The following is a 16748-nucleotide window of genomic DNA, read 5'->3' as shown; positions in this document are numbered from 1 at the left end:
CGTTGCGGGCACGCCTGGCGTAACGAACCGGGCACGCCGCACCCCACGTGGGCGGTCGGCTGTGGGCGCCCGATAGCCTTCCGCCATGACCACGCTGCAATCCGCCCTGCGACGCCGCCGCGCCGTCGCCGCCGCCGGCGCCGTTTCCGCCGGACTGCTCGTTCTGTCGGCCTGCGACAAGCCGACGCCCGTCGCGACGGTCACCGTCGGGCGGAGTTCGGTCAGCTCGGAGGCCCTCTGCTACAACGACGGCAAGAAGCTGGACGCCAAGTCGCTGGCGGAGTGCGCCAAGAAGGCCGGCGACGTCGAGACGATCAAGGTGGACACCGACGACACGGTCCGCTTCGGGGTCGACCCGAAGATCGCGGACGGTGGCTGGACGATCCTGGTGAACGGCCGCCAGTTCACCGACACCAGCAAGAAGACCTACCGCACCATCCCGGGCAGCGCGTTCTTCAACGCGCAGTACGGCACCCAGGGCACCACCAACACCGTCTCGATCCAGCAGGGCGAGAAGGGGCTGTGGTCCTTCAAGCTGAAGAAGGCCTGATCCCCACGTCCGTACGCATGCTCGTGGCCACCGCGGTTCCCGCCGAACGGGACGCGGTGGCACGGGCGTTCTCCGGGCCGGCCGAGGACGTGCGGCTGCCGGGCGCCCTGCTCCGCCGCACGGGCGCGGGCAGCGACCTGCTCGCCGCCGGCGTCGGACCGGCCCTCGCCGCCGCCTCCACCGCCGGCGCCCTCACCGCCGCCGCACTGGACGGCAGACCGTACGGCCTGGTCGTCTCGGCCGGGATCGGCGGCGGTTTCCCGCCCGCTGCGCCCCTCGGCTCGCTCGTCGTCGCCGACGCGATCACCGCGGCCGACCTGGGCGCCGAGACCGCCGACGGCTTCCTCCCGGTCACCGAGCTGGGCTTCGGGACCGTGACCCACCGGCCGCCGGAATCACTCGTACGAGTCGTGTCCGGGGCGCTCGGCGCCCCGGCCGGGACCGTCCTGACCGTCTCCACCGTCACCGGCACCGCTGCCCGCGGCGCCGAACTGCGGGCCCGGCACCCCCGGGCGCTCGCCGAGGGCATGGAGGGCTTCGGCGTGGCGGAGGCCGCCGCCGCGCACGGGGTGCCCGTGCTGGAGATCCGCGCGGTCTCCAATCCGGTCGGCCCGCGCGACCGCGCCGCCTGGCGCATCGGCGACGCCCTCGCCGCCCTCACCGAGGCCTTCGGGAAGCTCGCCCCCGTGTTCGAGAGTTGGAACCCGCATGACGACCAGTGAGCAGCAGCCGCTGCAGATCGCGTACTCCCCCTGCCCGAACGACACCTTCGTCTTCGACGCCCTCGCCCACGGCCGGGTCGACGGCGGCCCGGCGCTGGACGTGACGTTCGCCGACATCGACATCACCAACGGCATGGCCGAGCGCGGCGAGTTCGACGTGCTGAAGGTGTCGTACGCCGTCCTGCCGTACGTCCTCGACGAGTACGCGCTGCTGCCGTGCGGCGGGGCGCTGGGCCGCGGCTGCGGGCCGCTGGTGCTCACCCGGGAACCGGCCGCGGACCTCACCGGGTGCCGGGTCGCCGTGCCGAGCGAGAAGTCGACCGCCTATCTGCTGTTCCGCCTCTGGGCCGCGGACACGCTGCCGGGCGGGGTCGGCGAGATCGTCGTCATGCCGTTCCACGAGATCATGCCGGCCGTGCGGGACGGCAAGGTGGACGCCGGACTGGTCATCCACGAGGCCCGGTTCACCTACCAGAACTACGGGCTGCACAAGCTCGCGGACATGGGCGAGCACTGGGAGCTCACCACCGGGCTGCCGATCCCGCTGGGCGCGATCATCGCCAAGCGGTCGCTGGGCGCGGACGCGCTGCGCCGGCTCGCCGAATCCGTCCGCACCTCCGTGCGGGCCGCCTGGGACGACCCCGAGGCGTCCCGGCCGTACGTCATGGCGCACGCGCAGGAGATGGACCCGGCCGTCGCCGACCAGCACATCGGCCTGTACGTCAACGAGTTCACCGCCGCCCTCGGCGAGGACGGCTACGCGGCGATCCGCGGCCTGCTCACCCGCGCGGCGGCCGAGGGGCTCGTCCCGGCGCTCGGCCCGCGGGCGCTCGCCTTCCCCTGAGAGGGGTCCGGACAGACGTCGGCCGAGGGGCTCCCACCGCCCCTCGGCCCATTGCTTTCGCCGATTCCCGATGCGGGCTCAGACGTCCAACTGGTCGGCGACCGCGCGGAGCAGGCCGGCGATCTTCTTGCCCGAGGTCTTCTCCGGGTAGCGGCCCTTCTCCAGCATCGGCGTGATGTTCTCGAGAAGGGTCGTCAGGTCCTGCACGATCGAGGCCAGCTCGTCCGGCTTCTTGCGCTGGGCGGCGGCCACCGAGGGCGTCGGGTCGAGCACGGTCACCGAGAGCGCCTGGTCGCCGCGCTGACCGGCGACGACGCCGAACTCCACGCGCTGTCCCGGCTTGAGCGCATCGACGCCGGCGGGGAGAACCGAGGAATGGACGAAGACGTCACCGCCGTCGTCGCGGGAGAGAAAGCCGAAGCCCTTCTCACTGTTGAACCATTTGACCTTGCCGGTAGGCACGTCTGTCCTCGTCCTCGTACTCGTCGGGAAAACTACTTCGGAAACGGCTCTGACAGCACTGGGGCGGGTCCACCATGACCCGCCGAAACCAAGCGCTACCAAGGCTAATGGTCTTCGGGCGGGTGACAAGACGTCCCCCGGTTGTTCTCTCGCGCAGGGAACTACCCTGGTCGGGTGCGTGACAAAACCCCAACGAATTCCGCCGCGCCCGGAGACGGACTGATCCGTGCCGGCGCCGTCGTCTTCTTCCTCGGAGCCCTGGCCACCCTCGTCACGGTGGCCCCGCTGTTCTTCGGGTCGAAGCCTTTTCCGACCTACATGTTCGGTTTGAGCATGCTCATGGCCGTCGGTTTTCTCGTCGCCGGCGCGGGCGTCCTGCGGTCGATCGCCGCGGGCAGGCGTCAGGCCCGGGGCGCGTCCCGGTAACCGGCCAGCCAGGCCGGGAAGGCGGCGAGGTCGTCCAGCACGACGTCCGCGCCGGCCGCGCGCAGTTCGTCGGCGGGGCAGGGGCCGGTCGCCACGGCCACCGACAGGGCTCCCGCCGTGCGGGCTCCGCGCACGTCACCGGTGTGGTCGCCGACGTAGACGCTCGCGCCGTACTCGCGCAGTGCCTGCGCCTTCCGTTCCGCCCACAGGTCGCCGACGACCACGTCCGGCTCGATGCCCAGATGGGCCAGGTGCAGCTTGGCGTTCGGCTCGTACTTCGCGGTGACCACCATGGTGCGGCCGCCGGCCGCCCGGACCGCGTCCATCGCCTCCCGGGCACCGGCCATCGCGGGGCTCGCGGCGACGGCGATCGAGGGGTACATCTCCCGGTACAGGTCGGCCATGGCGGGCACCTGCTCGGCCGGGAACCAGTTGACGAGCTCCTCCGCGAGCGGCGGCCCGAGCCGGGTCACCGCGAGATCGGCGTCGATGTACGCGCCCGTCCGCTCCGACAGCGCCAGATAGCAGGCACGGATTCCCGGCCGGGAGTCTATGAGGGTCATGTCGAGGTCGAAGCCGATGGTGAGAGCCATGGGCGCCATTGTGCCGGGTGGCTCCGCCGGTTCAGCGGGGTAGGGCGGGTGCGGTGCGCTTTCGGGTGCGGGTGCGTCGGGGCCGGGCGCGCAGTTCCCCGCGCCCCTGGGTGGTTCGGCCTGCGGTGCGCTTTCGGTGCGGGTCCGCTGTGGCCGGGCGCGCAGTTCCCCGCGCCTCTGGGTGGGGACGGCTGGGGTCTGCCTGGGGGGTGCCGGGTGTGCAGTTGCCCGCGTCCCTGGGGGCGGTCACCTTGGGCGTTGGGAGCGCCAGGCCAGGTAGAGGGCTGAGGTGAGGGCTGCTCCTCGGACCACCCAGGGCCAGGTGCCGGCGACGGCGTCGGCCATGTGGTGCTGGGCGATCGGCTCGCCCCAGCGGCCGTTCTGCCTGCCCCACAGCCACACCAGCCCGGCCGCGACGGCGGTGCCGGGGATGACCATCACGGCCGTCTTCGTCTCGCCCGCGCTCAGCCTCCGCGAGCCGTACGCGATCACCCAGCCGAGCAGCAGGGCGAACCAGTTCCCGAGCACCGCCCCGGCGACCAGCGCGGCCGCGGCCAGCAGCAGGAGGGGGTTGGACCAGCCGGCGGCCGGGCCGGGCAGGAGCCGGCGGGCGGGAGCCTCCGGGTCCGGGGCCCGGCGGGCGAGCAGACGGCGGCGCGGCGCGGGCACGGCGACGGCGTCCGCCTCCGGCGCGGCCTCCGTCTCCTTCGGCGGCTCCGTCTCCTTCGGCGGCCGTTTCAGCAGTTCGGGGATCTCCACGCCGCCGACGAACCCCGGTACCGCGTCCGCCTCCGCGAGCGGACCGCCGGCGGGGCCGCCGAAGGGCCCGGATCCCACGCGCCACCAGTCCGGCGGTGCCACGCCGTCCCCCAGTTCGTGCGCGGCGGCGAGGTGCGGCGGGGACACGGCCTCGCGCGGGACGGCGGGGGTCTCGGGCACGGCGGGACGCGGCCGCGGCACCACCCGGCGCAGCCCCTTCGGCCGCTCCTTCCCCGCCCCCTCGGGCCCCTGCGGGCCCCGGTCCCCCGGCGCCGGCTGAACGGGCACGGCGGCGGGCGGCCGCGCGGACCCGGAGGGTGCCGTACCGCCCGCGGCCTCGACGACGTCGACCGGACTGCCCAGGTGGTCCAGGATGCGTCGGACGGCGGCCGGCGAGTCCACGGCCGCCCGGGCCCGGCGCCGGTCGATCTCGTCGCGCAGCTCCGACACGAGCCGCATGCGCGTGGCCGACGGAAGCTGCCGCTGGTGGGCGACGTCCCCGACACGGCTCAGATACTCGTAGACGACCTGGTCGCTCTCGATCCCCACGGAACCCCTCCGGGGTGCGCCGACTGGTAACCCCGGTGAGGACCGTACCGCTTGTCCCCCGGCGCCCGGCATTCGTACGACCGGCCCCGCCCCCCGCTTCCGGGGTCCGGCCCCGCCGGGTTGTCCGCTACCGTTGGCCGGATGAGCCCCGAGGCGTCCTCAGCCCCTCGCTCCCTCGCGGAAGCGCTCCGTGCCAGGGACGATGCCTCCCTGGGCGCCCTGCTGCGCAGCAGGCCGGATCTCATCACCCCCGTACCGACCGATCTCACCCAGCTGGCCACCCGGGCCGGTACCCGCGCCTCGGTACTGCGCGCCCTGGAACGGCTGGACCGGTTCGCGCTCCAGACCGCCGAGGCGCTGGCCGTGGCCCCGGACCCGGCGTCGTACGACGCCCTGCTCGGGCTGATGGCCGGGGACGCCGGGGACGAGGCCGTCGCCGGTGCGCTGCCGCACGCCGTCGCCACCCTGCGCGAGCAGGCGCTGGTGTGGGGCGACGACCGGCGGCTGCGGCTCGTCCGCACCGCGCGGGAACTGCTCGCGCCGTCCCCGCAGCACCCCTCCCCGACGGGCCTCGGGCCGTCCGTGCAGGAGGCCACCTCGGGCATGTCGCCGGGCCGGATCCAGGAGATCGTGACGACGGCCGGACTGCCCTCCACCCATGACTCGGTGTCGGCCGTCGCCGCGCTGACCGGGCTGTTCACCCACCGCAGGAAGATGGCGCGGCTGCTCGCCGGGGCGCCCGAGGGCGGCCTGGAGGTGCTGTCCCGGCTGGTGTGGGGCCCGCCGTACGGGCAGGTCACCCCCGAACCGGCCGCGCATCTGCGCTGGCTGCTCGACCGGGGCCTGCTGCTGCCGACCGCGCCCGGCACGGTCGTGCTGCCCCGGGAGGTCGCCCTGCATCTGCGCGCGGGCCGGGCGCACCGGGAGCCCGAGCCGCTGCCGCCCGTCGTGGAGCCGGCCGCGACACACGGTCCGCAGGTGGTGGACGCGACGGCGGCCGGGCAGGCGTACACCGCGCTCGCCACCGTCGAGGAGCTGCTGAAGGACTGGGACGAGGGCGGTCCGGCCGTGCTGCGCGCCGGAGGCCTGAGCGTGCGGGACCTCAAGCGGACCGCCGTCGCCCTGGACGTCTCCGAACCGGTCGCCGCCTTCTGGGTCGAACTGGCCTACGCCGCCGGTCTGCTCGCCTCCGACGGCGAGGCCGACGAGCGGTACGCGGCCACCCCCGCCTACGACGAGTGGCTGGAGCGGCCCCCCGCCGAGCGCTGGTCCCGGCTGGCGGTGGCCTGGCTGTCGGCCACCCGGACGCCGGGGCTGGTCGGCGGCCGGGACGCGAAGGACCGCACGCTCTCCGCGCTCGGCCCGGGTCTCGACCGCTCGGCCGCCGTCGAGGTACGGCACCGGGTGCTGAGCCTGCTGGCCGCGCTGCCGCGGCGGCGCCCCGGACGCCGGTTCGGTGCTGGCCCGGCTGCGCTGGGAGCGGCCGCTGCGGGGCCCGCAGCGGGACGGCGGCGAGGACGACCTGCGCACCCGGCTGGCGCGCTGGACCCTCGCGGAGGCCGAGCAGCTGGGCGTGACCGGCCGCGGCGCGCTGTCCGCGCACGGCCGTGCCCTGCTCGGCGGGCCGGCCGCGGCCGACGCGCCCGCCCCGGTCCCCGCCGAGGCCCCGGTCTCCTCGGGCCCCGGTGACAAGCTCCCGGTGCACCACCACCGGCCGCCGGCGGACCGTGCGCCGCTCTCCCCCGCCGAGCAGGCCCTCGCCACGACGGCCGCCGCCCGTCTGCTCGCCCCGCTCCTCCCCGAGCCCCTGGACCACGTGCTGCTCCAGGCCGACCTGACGGCGGTGGCCCCGGGCCCGCTCCAGCGCCCGCTCGCCGACATGCTGGGCGTGCTCGCCGAGGTGGAGTCCAAGGGCGGGGCCACGGTCTACCGGTTCACCCCGGCCTCGGTCCGCCGCGCCCTGGACGCCGGCCGGGCCGCCGCCGACCTGCACGCCTTCCTCGGCCGGCACTCCCGTACGCCGGTCCCGCAGCCGCTCGCGTACCTGATCGACGACGTGGCCCGCAAGCACGGCCATCTGCGGGTGGGCGCGGCCTCGGCGTACGTGCGCTGCGACGACGACACGCTGCTCGGCGAGATCCTCGCCGACCGGCGCGGCGCCGCCCTGCGCCTGCGCCGGCTCGCCCCGACCGTGCTGGCCTCCCAGTCCGACCCGGCGGCACTGCTGGAGGGCCTGCGCGCGATGGGGTACGCACCGGCCGCGGAGTCCGCCGAGGGCGACGTCGTGATCACCCGCGCCCACGCCCACCGGACGCCGCCGCGCACCGCGCCCGAGCCGGTGCCGGACGGGCCGCCGCCGCCCGACGGCACGCTGCTGACGGCGGCGATCCGCGCGATCCGGGCGGGCGACATGGCCGCGACCACCCCGCGCAAGACCACCGGCACGCCCCTGACCGGCGGCGAGCTGCCCCGCACGTCCTCCGCCGAGACCCTCGCCACCGTCCAGGCGGCCGTCCTCACCGGCGAGTCCCTGTGGATCGGGTACGTCAACGCCGAGGGCACCGCCAGCCAGCGCGTCATCGCCCCCGTCCGGGTCGAGGGCGGCTTCGTGACGGCGTACGACCACACGGCGGACGAGGTCCGGACGTATCCGCTGCACCGGATCACCGGCGTCGCCGAGCTGGCGGACGACTGAGCCCGTCTCAGCAGTCCCCGACCGGCGCGTCGGCGGGCAGCCCGAAGTGTGTGCGCGCGGCGGCCTCCAGGGCGGCGGACGGCGGCGGCTCGTCCGGGTCCGGCTCGGCCGGCGGACCGAAGTGGTCCGCCACCCACCGCCCGTACCCCTCGCCGTCCGGCGGCTCCTCCCGCGTCACCACGCGGTAGGCGCCGCGCGCGTCCCGTTCCAGCCGCACCACCTGCGGACCGGCGGCGCCGCCGCACTCCTCCAGCGTGCCCGCGCGCACCCCGTACTCCACGCACAGCGTGGTCACGCCCGCCCGTACGACACCCTCGTGCTCGTCGAGGTCCCGTGCGTCGGCGCGGCAGAACCACCGCGCGTGCAGCGCCGGCTCCGCCTCGCCGTAGCCGCTGCCCCGCGAGTCGGCCACCAGCCGCGCCTCGATCACCGGCCGGACCCGGCCCCACAGGTGCGCGTCGACGCCCCCCGGCCCCGCCGCCCACACCCCCGTCGCGACCAGCACCACCGTCGCGGCCAGCCCTGTCCCCCACCTGCCTGCCGACATGGTCCCCGCCTCCTGCCCCCGAGGCGCGCCACCGCGCGCTTTCGCAGGTCAAGACCCAGGTGGGCGGCACAAGGTTGCAGCGGCCCCGCCGTGATCGTCCGCCGGTAGGGCACACTGGACGTTTGGCCGTTGTGGAAAGGGTGTGCCGCGCGTGAATGGTCCACTGATCGTCCAGTCGGACAAGACGCTGCTCCTGGAGGTCGACCACGAGCGCGCCGACGACTGCCGCCGGGCGATCGCGCCCTTCGCCGAACTGGAGCGGGCACCCGAGCACATCCACACCTACCGGGTCACTCCGCTCGGCCTGTGGAACGCGCGCGCCGCCGGGCACGACGCCGAGCAGGTCGTCGACGCCCTCGTGCAGTACAGCCGCTACCCGGTGCCGCACGCGCTGCTCGTCGACATCGCCGAGACGATGGACCGCTACGGCCGCCTCACCCTGTCCAAGCACCCCGCGCACGGGCTCGTGCTCACCAGCACCGACCGGCCGGTGCTGGAGGAGGTGCTGAAGTCCAAGCGGATCGCCCCGCTGGTCGGCGCCCGCCTCGACGCGGACACCGTCGTGGTGCACCCCTCCGAGCGCGGCCAGATCAAGCAGGTGCTGCTGAAGCTGGGCTGGCCCGCCGAGGACCTCGCCGGGTACGTGGACGGCGAGGCGCACCCGATCGAGCTGCTGGAGGACGGCTGGAACCTGCGGCCGTACCAGAAGCAGGCCGTGGAGAACTTCTGGCACGGCGGCAGCGGTGTCGTGGTGCTGCCCTGCGGCGCGGGCAAGACGCTGGTCGGCGCCGGGTCCATGGCGCAGGCGAAGTCGACCACGCTGATCCTCGTCACCAACACCGTCTCCGCCCGGCAGTGGAAGCACGAGCTGGTGAAGCGGACCTCGCTCACCGAGGACGAGATCGGTGAGTACAGCGGGACGCGGAAGGAGATCCGGCCCGTCACCATCGCCACCTACCAGGTGCTGACCACCCGGCGGAAGGGCGTCTACCCGCACCTGGAGCTGTTCGACTCCCGCGACTGGGGCCTGATCGTCTACGACGAGGTGCACCTGCTGCCGGCCCCGGTCTTCAAGTTCACCGCCGACCTCCAGGCGCGGCGGCGGCTCGGCCTGACCGCGACCCTGGTGCGCGAGGACGGCCGCGAGTCGGACGTGTTCTCGCTGATCGGGCCGAAGCGGTTCGACGCGCCCTGGAAGGAGATCGAGGCGCAGGGCTACATCGCGCCCGCCGACTGCGTCGAGGTCCGCGTCAACCTCACCGACTCCGAGCGGCTGGCGTACGCCACCGCCGAGACGGAGGAGAAGTACCGGTTCTGCGCGACCACCGCAACCAAGCGGAAGGTCACGGAGGCCATCGTCCGCCGGTTCGCCGGGCAGCAGATCCTCGTCATCGGCCAGTACATCGACCAGCTGGACGAGCTGGGCGAGCACCTGAACGCCCCGGTGATCAAGGGCGAGACGTCCAACGCCCAGCGCGAGAAGCTCTTCGACGCGTTCCGCGAGGGCGAGATCAGCGTGCTGGTGGTCTCGAAGGTCGCCAACTTCTCCATCGACCTGCCCGAGGCCACCGTCGCCATCCAGGTGTCCGGCACCTTCGGTTCCCGGCAGGAGGAGGCCCAGCGGCTGGGGCGCGTGCTGCGGCCCAAGGCCGACGGCCACCAGGCCCACTTCTACTCGGTCGTCGCCCGCGACACCATCGACCAGGACTTCGCCGCCCACCGCCAGCGCTTCCTGGCGGAGCAGGGGTACGCGTACCGGATCGTGGACGCGGACGAGATCCTGGCGGAGGGCTAGGGCCTGTCGTTCGGATCAGGCCGGCCCTAGGCGGGCGAGGGCGGGCCGGTCGCTGTCCGGCCCGCCGGTCGGGCGCCGTCCGGCCTAGAAGAACGCGTGGGTGTCCATCCAGCCCTTGGTCTTCCCGGACTTGCCGTAGTACCAGGTGGTGCCCTTCTTGTACGCGGTGCAGTACACGCGCACGTCGCTGCCCGCGAACACGGACTTCTTGACCTTGTACGAGTAGCCCGGCCCGGTGTGCATGTCGGCGTGGTCCCACTGCACGACCTGGAGGGTCTGGTCCTTGATGTTCTTGGTGCAGCCGGAGGAGTCCACGGCCGAGGCGCTGGGAGCGGCCAGGACGGTGGCGCCGAGGGCGAGGGCGGTGGCGGCGGTCAGACCGCTCACCGCCTTGCGGATCCGAAGGGTCGAGAAGGACATGCGGTGTTCCCCGTTTGCTCGGTCGAAAGGGTCGGACGACGGTTGATCATGCTGTCATACGCGACGCTCAGCCCGAGCACCAGGGCGGGGTAGGCGGCCGCCAACGGCTGCTGCCAGTACGGCAGTTCCAGGTCGAGGTCGCCCTGGTGGGGCACCAGCCACATGGTGCGGGCGGTGAAGACGAGGGCCACCAGCGCGGCCGTCCGGGTGTGGCCCTCCGCCCACAGCACGGCCAGCAACGGGACGCACCACACCCAGTGGTGGGTCCAGCTGATCGGGCAGATCAGCAGGGCCGTGAACGCGGTCAGCAGGACGGCGTGGCTCTCCCGGCGGGCCCGGGCGGCCAGTGCCAGGCCCGCCACCGCCACCAGTGCGGCCGGGACCACCCAGGCGGGGCCCGGCGCCGGGTCGTGCAGCACCCGCGCGACCAGTCCCTGCAGTGACTGGTTGTCCACGATCCAGCCCTTGCCCACCCGGCCGGTCTCGTACAGGCGCCGGGTCCAGAAGTCGGCGCTCGCCACGGGGAGCAGCAGGAAGCCCGCGAGGACCGTGCAGGCGAAGGCCGCCGCCGCCGTGGCCGCCTCCCGTCTGCGGCCGCGCAGGAACAGGTGCACCACGAAGACGGCCGGGGTGAGCTTGATGCCGGCCGCGACACCGAGGGCCAGGCCCCGGGCACGGGCGCCGGGCGGCCGGGTGAGGTCCCACAGGGCCAGGCAGGCGACCGCCAGGTTGATCTGGCCGAACAGCAGGGTCTGGAAGACCGGCTCCAGCCAGAGCGCGGCGGCCGTGGCCGCGCAGAGCGCCGCCGGGGCCGGGGAGCGGGACGCCAGGCGGGCGGAGAGGGCGACGAGTCCGGCGAGCAGGAGCACGTTGCCGGCCAGGAAGACCGCCTTCAGGACGGGCAGGGGGAGCCCGACCGCCGGGACGAAGAGGATCGCCGCGAAGGGCGGATAGGTCGCGGGAAGCCCCCACCGGGTGACCGTGAAGCCGTAGAGATCGGTGCCGTGGACGACGGCCGCGCCCTCGGCCCGGTAGACGAGGAGGTCGGCCATGGGTGCGCCGCGCAGGGCGCACAGGGTGGTGAAGGAGGCGAGGGAGAGGGCGAGGAGGAATAAGGCCGTCCGTTTTCGCACGGATGCGACCCTATGCCGTCACCTGCGGCGTACGCCCGCTTCCTCGCCGTACTCGCCGAGGACGGCGACCCGGAACGCGGCGGACACGTACACCCGGACCGCGCGCAGGGCATCGCCCAGGCGGTGGTGGTGGGTGCCCGCCACGGCCGTGGCACCGGCCGGCGGCCGGACGGGGGCTGGGGAGACGGTTGCTGCGCTCATGTCTCCATGGTGGAACTTCGGCCGTAAGTCCGGCGTCGGTCTCGGGACCGAATTCCGGCGATCTCCGCGTACGTCCCCGGAGGGACCGCGGCCCCCGCCTCAGGGCGGGCGGACCCCTAGGGGGAAGGAAAATCCATTGGCCTCCGCCCGCACCCGTAGCCTAAAATCTCCGCTCTTGCCCGCCTCCTCTCACGGAGTGCCGCCGCCCGGACGGAAACCGGACGGCCCCCTCATGCCCCAGCCACAGGCCAGGAAGAGCAGATCCGGAGGCACTCCCTTGTCCACGCCCGTCCACGACCCGCTCGACGGCCCAGGCAGCCGGGCCGACGACCCGCTGGCCCGCGAACGCTCCCACCTCACCCGCTCCCGCTCCGCCCTGCGCGCCATGCGCGAGGACGTGGAGGCGCTGGACATCCGGGACGTCACCGCGAACTGGGTGAACGCGGAGGTGCTCGCCCGGCAGATCGACGAGCGCATCAAGGCGCTCGCCGACCTCAGCGACACCCCGCTGTTCTTCGGCCGGCTCGACTACCTGCACGCCCCGGGCGCGGACCGGGCGGAGGGCGCCGAGGGGGAGCGGTTCTACATCGGGCGGCGGCACGTGCACGACGCCGACGGCGACCCCATGGTCATCGACTGGCGTGCCCCGGTCTCGCAGCCGTTCTACCGGGCGTCCAAGAAGGACCCCCTGGACGTCGGGCTGCGCCGCCGCTTCGGCTACACCGGCGGCGAGCTGACCGCCTACGAGGACGAGCACCTGTCCGACCCGCAGGAGACGGCCACCACCAGCAAGCTGCTCCAGCAGGAGATCGAGCGGCCGCGCGTCGGCCCGATGCGGGACATCGTCGCCACCATCCAGCCCGAGCAGGACGAGATCGTCCGCAGCGGGCTCGGCGGCACCGTCTGCGTCCAGGGCGGCCCCGGCACCGGGAAGACGGCCGTGGGTCTGCACCGGGTCGCCTATCTGCTCTACGCCCACCGGGAGCGGCTCGCCCGCACCGGCACCCTCGTCATCGGGCCGAACAAGTCCTTCCTGCACTACATCGAGCAGGTCCTGCCGGCCCTCGGCGAGCTGAGCGTGCAGCAGGCCACCGTCGACGACCTGGTGGCGCACGTCGAGGTGCGCGGCACGGACGAGGCGGCCGCGGCCGTCGTCAAGGGCGACGCCCGGATGGCCGAGGTGCTGCGCCGGGCCCTGTACGCGCATGTGAGCATGCCCACCGAGCCGGTGGTCGTGGTGCGCGGCTCGCGGCGCTGGCGTGTACCGGCGTACGAACTGGAAGAGCTGGTGCGGGAGCTGCTGGAGCGGGACATCCGCTACGGGGCCGCGCGCGAGGCCCTGCCGCAGCGGATCGCGCACGCGGTGCTGGTGCAGATGGAGCGGTCCGGGGAGGCTCCGGACGACCGGGTCCAGGACGCCGTCGCCCGCAACAGCGCGGTGAAGGCGGCCGTGAAGGAGGCCTGGCCCGCCGTCGACCCGGCGAAGCTGGTGCTGCGGCTGCTGACCGACGCCGACTTCCTGGCCCGGCACGCCGAGGGGCTCCTGGACGAGGACGAGCAGAAGACGATCCTGTGGGCGAAGCCCGTGCGCAGCGTGAAGTCGGCCCGGTGGTCGGCGGCGGACGCGGTGCTGATCGACGAGACGGCCGACCTGATCCAGCGCACCCACTCGCTCGGCCACGTGGTCCTGGACGAGGCGCAGGACCTGTCCCCGATGCAGTACCGCGCGGTCGGCCGCCGGTGCACCACGGGCAGCGCGACCGTCCTCGGCGACCTGGCGCAGGGCACGACCCCGTGGGCGACCCGGAGCTGGGACCAGGCCCTCGCCCACCTCGGCAAGCGGGAGGGGCACATCGAGGAGCTGACCGCGGGCTTCCGCGTCCCGACGGACGTCATCGCCTACGCCTCCCGTCTGCTCCCGCACATCGCGCCCGGCCTCACCCCGGTCGCCTCGGTCCGGGAGAACCCGGGCTTCTTCGAGGTCCGCCCGGCCGCGGGGGCGGGCGAGGTCGTCGCCGCGTGCGAGGAGCTGCTGCGCAACGAGGGGTCGACGGGCCTGATCGCCGCGGACGCCCGCGTGCCCGCGCTCGCCGAGGCGCTGACGGCGGCCGGGATCACGTATCTGGCGCCCGGTGAGGAGACCACCCGCGAGACCCGCCTCACCCTCGTGCCGGCCTCCCTCGCCAAGGGTCTGGAGTACGACTACGTCGTCCTGGACGAACCGGGTGCCGTGGTGGACGGGGAGCCGGACGAGCGGACGGGGCTGCGCCGGCTGTACGTGGCGCTGACCCGGGCGGTGTCCGGCCTGGTCGTGGCCCACTCGGCGCCGCTCCCGGCACAGCTGGCCTGAGGCGGCCGGGCGCGACGCGGGACCGGCGGCTAGCCCTCGCCGGTTCCGCCGTCCAGGACGGCCCGCCACCGGGCCACCGCGTCGGCGCAGACCGGCCCCGCCCAGCCGCCGGGCCGGGCCGCGCCGCCGATGTGGAAGGCGTCGATCCCGCCGGTCCGCAGCCGCGGCACGTGGTCGAGGCGCAGTCCGCCGCCCACCAGGATCCGCTGCTCGTACCCGGGCTCACCGCCGTGCGCCGCCTCCGCGAGCAGCGTCGGCAGCCCGGCGTCCACGCCCGTGGCGGAGCCCGCCGTGAGGTAGGTGTCCAGACCGGGCAGGTCGGCGAGCTGCTTGCGCAGGGCGTCGCGGTCGGCGGCCCGGTCGATCGCCCGGTGGAAGGTCCAGCGGCAGCCGTCCAGCGCCGCGACGACCCGCTCCACGGTGTCGAGGTCGACCGCGCCGCCGGCGTCGAGGAACCCGAGCACGAACTGGTCCGCGCCGGCCCCGCGGAGCTCGTCCGCCGCCCGGACCAGGCCCTCCGCGTCGCCGGCGGCGAAGCCGTCCGTCAGCCGGAGCATCACGCGCAGGTCGATGTCGACGGCGGCGCGGATCGCGGCCACGGTGGCCGGGGACGGGGTGAGTCCGTCGGCCGCCATCTCCGTGACCAGCTCCAGCCGGTCCGCGCCTCCTGCCTGGGCGGCGACCGCGTCCTCGACGTCGAGGGCGATCACCTCCAGGACCGCACGCTTGCTCATGGCACCCCATTCATCGGATTCATCGGGCGACTACAGGTCTAGTCCAATTCAAGGGTACGCCCGCACCCGGGCGCCGTTCACCCGAAGCCGCTCGGCCCCCTCCCGCGTACCCGCCGGCCCGTCCCCCGCCCCGTCCACGGGAAACCGGGATCGCCACGGGCCGCGCGGGGGCGGAAGAATGACGGGCATGGCCGATCCCGACGCCCTGCGCCCCCGATTCGTCCGCGCGCTCGAAGCAGCCCGCGCTCCCGGCGGCGGCCCCGACCCCGTGCCGTACGCCGACAACCTGCTCGCCCGCTGGCAGGAGCCGCAGCGCCACTACCACACGCTCGCCCACCTCGGCGCGATGCTCGACCACATCGACCTGCTGGCCGCGTACGCGGCCGACCCGGACGCGGTACGGCTGGCCGCCTGGTTCCACGACGCCGTCTACCTCCCCGACCGGTCCGAGAACGAGGAGCGCTCCGCCCGGCTCGCCGAGCGGGCCCTCGCGGAGGCGGGCGTGCCGCGGGCGCGGACCGCCGAGGTGGCCCGGCTGGTCCGGCTCACCGTCACGCACGACCCGGCCGACGACGACCGCGACGGCCGGGTGCTGTGCGACGCGGACCTCGCGATCCTCGCCGCCCACCCGTCGGCGTACGCCGCCTACACCGCGGAGGTCCGCGCGGAGTACCACTTCGTGCCGAACGACGCCTTCCGGGCCGGACGGGCCGCCGTACTGCGCCAACTCCTCGGCCTGCCCAGCCTGTTCCGCACGCCGTACGGGCAGGAGCACTGGGAGGCGACCGCGCGCCACAACCTCGCCTCGGAGCTGGAATTGCTGTCGACCTGAACGGCCGGCCCGCCTAGGGTGCGCCCATGCGACCGATGAGCGGGGATGACGTGAGCAGGGCCGTGGCGGGCTGCCTGGCGACGCTGCGGACGGTGGTGGACCGCGACTGGTCGGGCACCCGCGCCGGCCGGCTGGAGTGGGACTGCCGGCGCACGGCGGAGCACGTCGCGAGCGACCTCCTCGCCTACGCGGGGCAGTTGGCGGTCCGCGCCCAGGAGCGCTACGTCCCCTTCGGCATCACCCTGGACGCGGGCACCGACAACGCGGGCCTGCTGCACGTGATCGACACGACCGGCGTGCTGCTCGCCACCACCGTCGCCACCACCCCGCCCGAGGTCCGCGCCTTCCACCCGCACCCGTTCGGCAGCGCGGACCGCGAGGGCTTCGCCGCGATGGGCATCGCCGAGGTACTGCTGCACACCCACGACATCGCCGAGGGCCTGGGCATCGCGTACGAGCCGGCCGAGGACCTGGCGGAGTCCGTCCTGGCCCGGCTCTTCCCGCACGTCCAGCCCGGCACCGCGCCCTGGCCGACGCTGCTGTGGGCCACCGGCCGCGGCGAACTGCCCGGCCGCGCACCGGTCACCGAGTGGCGCTGGCGCAACAACCTCGTCCTGCCCACCGAGCGCCTCACCCTGACGGGCATCCGCCCGGCCGCCGCCCGCGATCTGCGCCTCGGCGGCGACGGCGGCCTCGCCTGGGCCGACGGCGGGCCGTACGAGGGCACCCGGGAGGCCGCCGGCTTCCTGGTGAAGGCCTACGAAGCGGGCGTGCACCGGCCGGAGTTCGGCGTCTTCGCCCTCGTACGCCGGGAGGACGGCCTGGCGGTAGGCGGGATCGGCTTCCACGGCGCCCCGGACGAGGAGGGCACGGTCGAGATCGGCTACGACCTCGTCGAGGGAGCGCGCGGCCGGGGCTACGCCACCGAGGCCGTGGACGCGCTGGCCGCGTGGGCGCTGGCCCGTCCGGACGTCGCATCGGTCATCGCGACCATCGAGGCGGACAACGTGCCCTCCCAGCACGTGGTCACCCGGGCTGGGTTCACCCGGGCCACCCTGGAGGAGGAGCGCACGGCCCGCGAGGAGCACGGCATGGACGGCGCCCTCCTGCTCTACGTCCGCCGGGCCTGACCGCGT

16 protein-coding genes and 1 pseudogene are annotated in these 16748 nt (G+C 74.5%); 9 read left to right on the top strand and 8 right to left on the bottom strand.

The annotated features are described in order from the left end of the window. Window positions 1–85: 85 nt before the first annotated feature. Genes N8I86_RS21540 through N8I86_RS21530 form a run of 3 tightly spaced genes read left to right on the top strand, consistent with a single transcriptional unit; the run spans window position 86 to window position 2116 of the window. Complete coding sequence (locus tag N8I86_RS21540; protein WP_073888080.1) at window positions 86–550, top strand: DUF2771 domain-containing protein; 465 nt, start codon at window positions 86–88, stop codon at window positions 548–550. 17 nt (window positions 551–567) lie between these two features. Beyond that, window positions 568–1272, top strand: coding sequence for a futalosine hydrolase (locus tag N8I86_RS21535; RefSeq protein ID WP_263278474.1), 705 nt, complete (start codon window positions 568–570; stop codon window positions 1270–1272). Next, window positions 1259–2116 (top strand): 1,4-dihydroxy-6-naphthoate synthase, encoded by an 858-nt coding sequence (locus tag N8I86_RS21530; protein WP_073888076.1) that lies wholly within the window; start codon window positions 1259–1261, stop codon window positions 2114–2116. Before N8I86_RS21535 ends, N8I86_RS21530 begins: the two co-directional genes overlap by 14 nt. 78 nt (window positions 2117–2194) lie before the next feature. Here the strand turns inward: N8I86_RS21530 and N8I86_RS39035 are convergent, their stop codons facing one another. Then, on the bottom strand, window positions 2195–2578 hold the full coding sequence (locus N8I86_RS39035; RefSeq protein ID WP_067009872.1) for a cold-shock protein: 384 nt from the start codon (window positions 2576–2578) through the stop codon (window positions 2195–2197). A 174-nt stretch (window positions 2579–2752) separates the two neighbouring features. Between N8I86_RS39035 and N8I86_RS21520 the strand changes: the two genes are divergently transcribed. Continuing rightward, window positions 2753–3004, top strand: a complete 252-nt coding sequence (locus tag N8I86_RS21520; RefSeq protein ID WP_073888074.1) for a hypothetical protein — start codon at window positions 2753–2755, stop codon at window positions 3002–3004. Here the strand turns inward: N8I86_RS21520 and N8I86_RS21515 are convergent. Together N8I86_RS21515 and N8I86_RS21510 are read right to left on the bottom strand one after the other, a co-directional pair. Further along, a complete protein-coding gene (locus N8I86_RS21515; protein ID WP_073888072.1) occupies window positions 2980–3606 on the bottom strand; it encodes an HAD family hydrolase in 627 nt (208 codons plus the stop codon). The genes N8I86_RS21520 and N8I86_RS21515 overlap by 25 nt on opposite strands. A 237-nt stretch (window positions 3607–3843) precedes the next feature. Then, entirely contained in the window at window positions 3844–4905 is a 1062-nt protein-coding gene (locus tag N8I86_RS21510) for a hypothetical protein (RefSeq protein WP_263278473.1), read from the bottom strand. Window positions 4906–5046: 141 nt separating this feature from the next. Here N8I86_RS21510 and N8I86_RS21505 point away from each other — a divergent pair. Next, window positions 5047–7600, top strand: a pseudogene (locus N8I86_RS21505) (helicase-associated domain-containing protein). 7 nt (window positions 7601–7607) lie between these two features. Here N8I86_RS21505 and N8I86_RS21500 read toward each other — a convergent pair. Further along, entirely contained in the window at window positions 7608–8147 is a 540-nt protein-coding gene (locus tag N8I86_RS21500) for a hypothetical protein (RefSeq protein ID WP_263278472.1), read from the bottom strand. 151 nt (window positions 8148–8298) lie between these two features. Between N8I86_RS21500 and N8I86_RS21495 the strand changes: the two genes are divergently transcribed. Next, the gene (locus N8I86_RS21495) at window positions 8299–9942 is read left to right on the top strand and encodes a DNA repair helicase XPB (protein ID WP_073890309.1); all 1644 of its coding nucleotides are present in this window, start codon (window positions 8299–8301) and stop codon (window positions 9940–9942) included. An 84-nt stretch (window positions 9943–10026) separates the two neighbouring features. On the opposite strand, the gene N8I86_RS21490 is transcribed toward N8I86_RS21495, so the two are convergent. Genes N8I86_RS21490 through N8I86_RS21480 form a run of 3 tightly spaced genes read right to left on the bottom strand, consistent with a single transcriptional unit; the run spans window position 10027 to window position 11696 of the window. Then, window positions 10027–10362, bottom strand: coding sequence for an SH3 domain-containing protein (locus N8I86_RS21490; RefSeq protein WP_073888064.1), 336 nt, complete (start codon window positions 10360–10362; stop codon window positions 10027–10029). Beyond that, window positions 10326–11495 (bottom strand): glycosyltransferase 87 family protein, encoded by a 1170-nt coding sequence (locus N8I86_RS21485; RefSeq protein WP_079192297.1) that lies wholly within the window; start codon window positions 11493–11495, stop codon window positions 10326–10328. The genes N8I86_RS21490 and N8I86_RS21485 overlap by 37 nt, the downstream gene beginning before the upstream one ends. 18 nt (window positions 11496–11513) lie before the next feature. Further along, window positions 11514–11696 (bottom strand): hypothetical protein, encoded by a 183-nt coding sequence (locus tag N8I86_RS21480; protein WP_073888062.1) that lies wholly within the window; start codon window positions 11694–11696, stop codon window positions 11514–11516. A gap of 277 nt (window positions 11697–11973) precedes the next feature. Between N8I86_RS21480 and N8I86_RS21475 the strand changes: the two genes are divergently transcribed. Next, window positions 11974–14046 (top strand): HelD family protein, encoded by a 2073-nt coding sequence (locus N8I86_RS21475; protein ID WP_404830820.1) that lies wholly within the window; start codon window positions 11974–11976, stop codon window positions 14044–14046. 29 nt (window positions 14047–14075) lie between these two features. Here N8I86_RS21475 and N8I86_RS21470 read toward each other — a convergent pair whose 3' ends face one another. Continuing rightward, window positions 14076–14780, bottom strand: a complete 705-nt coding sequence (locus tag N8I86_RS21470) for a copper homeostasis protein CutC (protein WP_073888059.1) — start codon at window positions 14778–14780, stop codon at window positions 14076–14078. Between the two features lie 187 nt (window positions 14781–14967). On the opposite strand from N8I86_RS21470, the gene N8I86_RS21465 reads away from it, so the two are divergent. Further along, complete coding sequence (locus N8I86_RS21465; RefSeq protein ID WP_263278470.1) at window positions 14968–15612, top strand: HD domain-containing protein; 645 nt, start codon at window positions 14968–14970, stop codon at window positions 15610–15612. Between the two features lie 26 nt (window positions 15613–15638). Continuing rightward, window positions 15639–16742: a GNAT family N-acetyltransferase gene (locus tag N8I86_RS21460; protein ID WP_263278469.1), complete on the top strand. Its 1104-nt coding sequence runs from the start codon at window positions 15639–15641 to the stop codon at window positions 16740–16742. Window positions 16743–16748: the final 6 nt, after the last annotated feature.

This window comes from Streptomyces albidicamelliae (assembly GCF_025642175.1).
Lineage (GTDB): Bacteria > Actinomycetota > Actinomycetes > Streptomycetales > Streptomycetaceae > Streptomyces > Streptomyces albidocamelliae.
This window is presented reverse-complemented; position numbering and strand designations above follow the sequence as displayed.

Bases quoted from the DNA above. Each gene is read 5' to 3' on its own strand.
- N8I86_RS21540 (WP_073888080.1), top strand. From the start codon at position 86: ATGACCACGCTGCAATCCGCCCTGCGACGCCGCCGCGCCGTCGCCGCC.
- N8I86_RS21535 (WP_263278474.1), top strand. From the start codon at position 568: ATGCTCGTGGCCACCGCGGTTCCCGCCGAACGGGACGCGGTGGCACGG.
- N8I86_RS21530 (WP_073888076.1), top strand. From the start codon at position 1,259: ATGACGACCAGTGAGCAGCAGCCGCTGCAGATCGCGTACTCCCCCTGC.
- N8I86_RS21515 (WP_073888072.1), bottom strand. From the start codon at position 3,606: ATGGCGCCCATGGCTCTCACCATCGGCTTCGACCTCGACATGACCCTC.
- N8I86_RS21500 (WP_263278472.1), bottom strand. From the start codon at position 8,147: ATGTCGGCAGGCAGGTGGGGGACAGGGCTGGCCGCGACGGTGGTGCTG.
- N8I86_RS21490 (WP_073888064.1), bottom strand. From the start codon at position 10,362: ATGTCCTTCTCGACCCTTCGGATCCGCAAGGCGGTGAGCGGTCTGACC.
- N8I86_RS21480 (WP_073888062.1), bottom strand. From the start codon at position 11,696: ATGAGCGCAGCAACCGTCTCCCCAGCCCCCGTCCGGCCGCCGGCCGGT.
- N8I86_RS21470 (WP_073888059.1), bottom strand. From the start codon at position 14,780: ATGAGCAAGCGTGCGGTCCTGGAGGTGATCGCCCTCGACGTCGAGGAC.
- N8I86_RS21465 (WP_263278470.1), top strand. From the start codon at position 14,968: ATGGCCGATCCCGACGCCCTGCGCCCCCGATTCGTCCGCGCGCTCGAA.
- N8I86_RS21460 (WP_263278469.1), top strand. From the start codon at position 15,639: ATGCGACCGATGAGCGGGGATGACGTGAGCAGGGCCGTGGCGGGCTGC.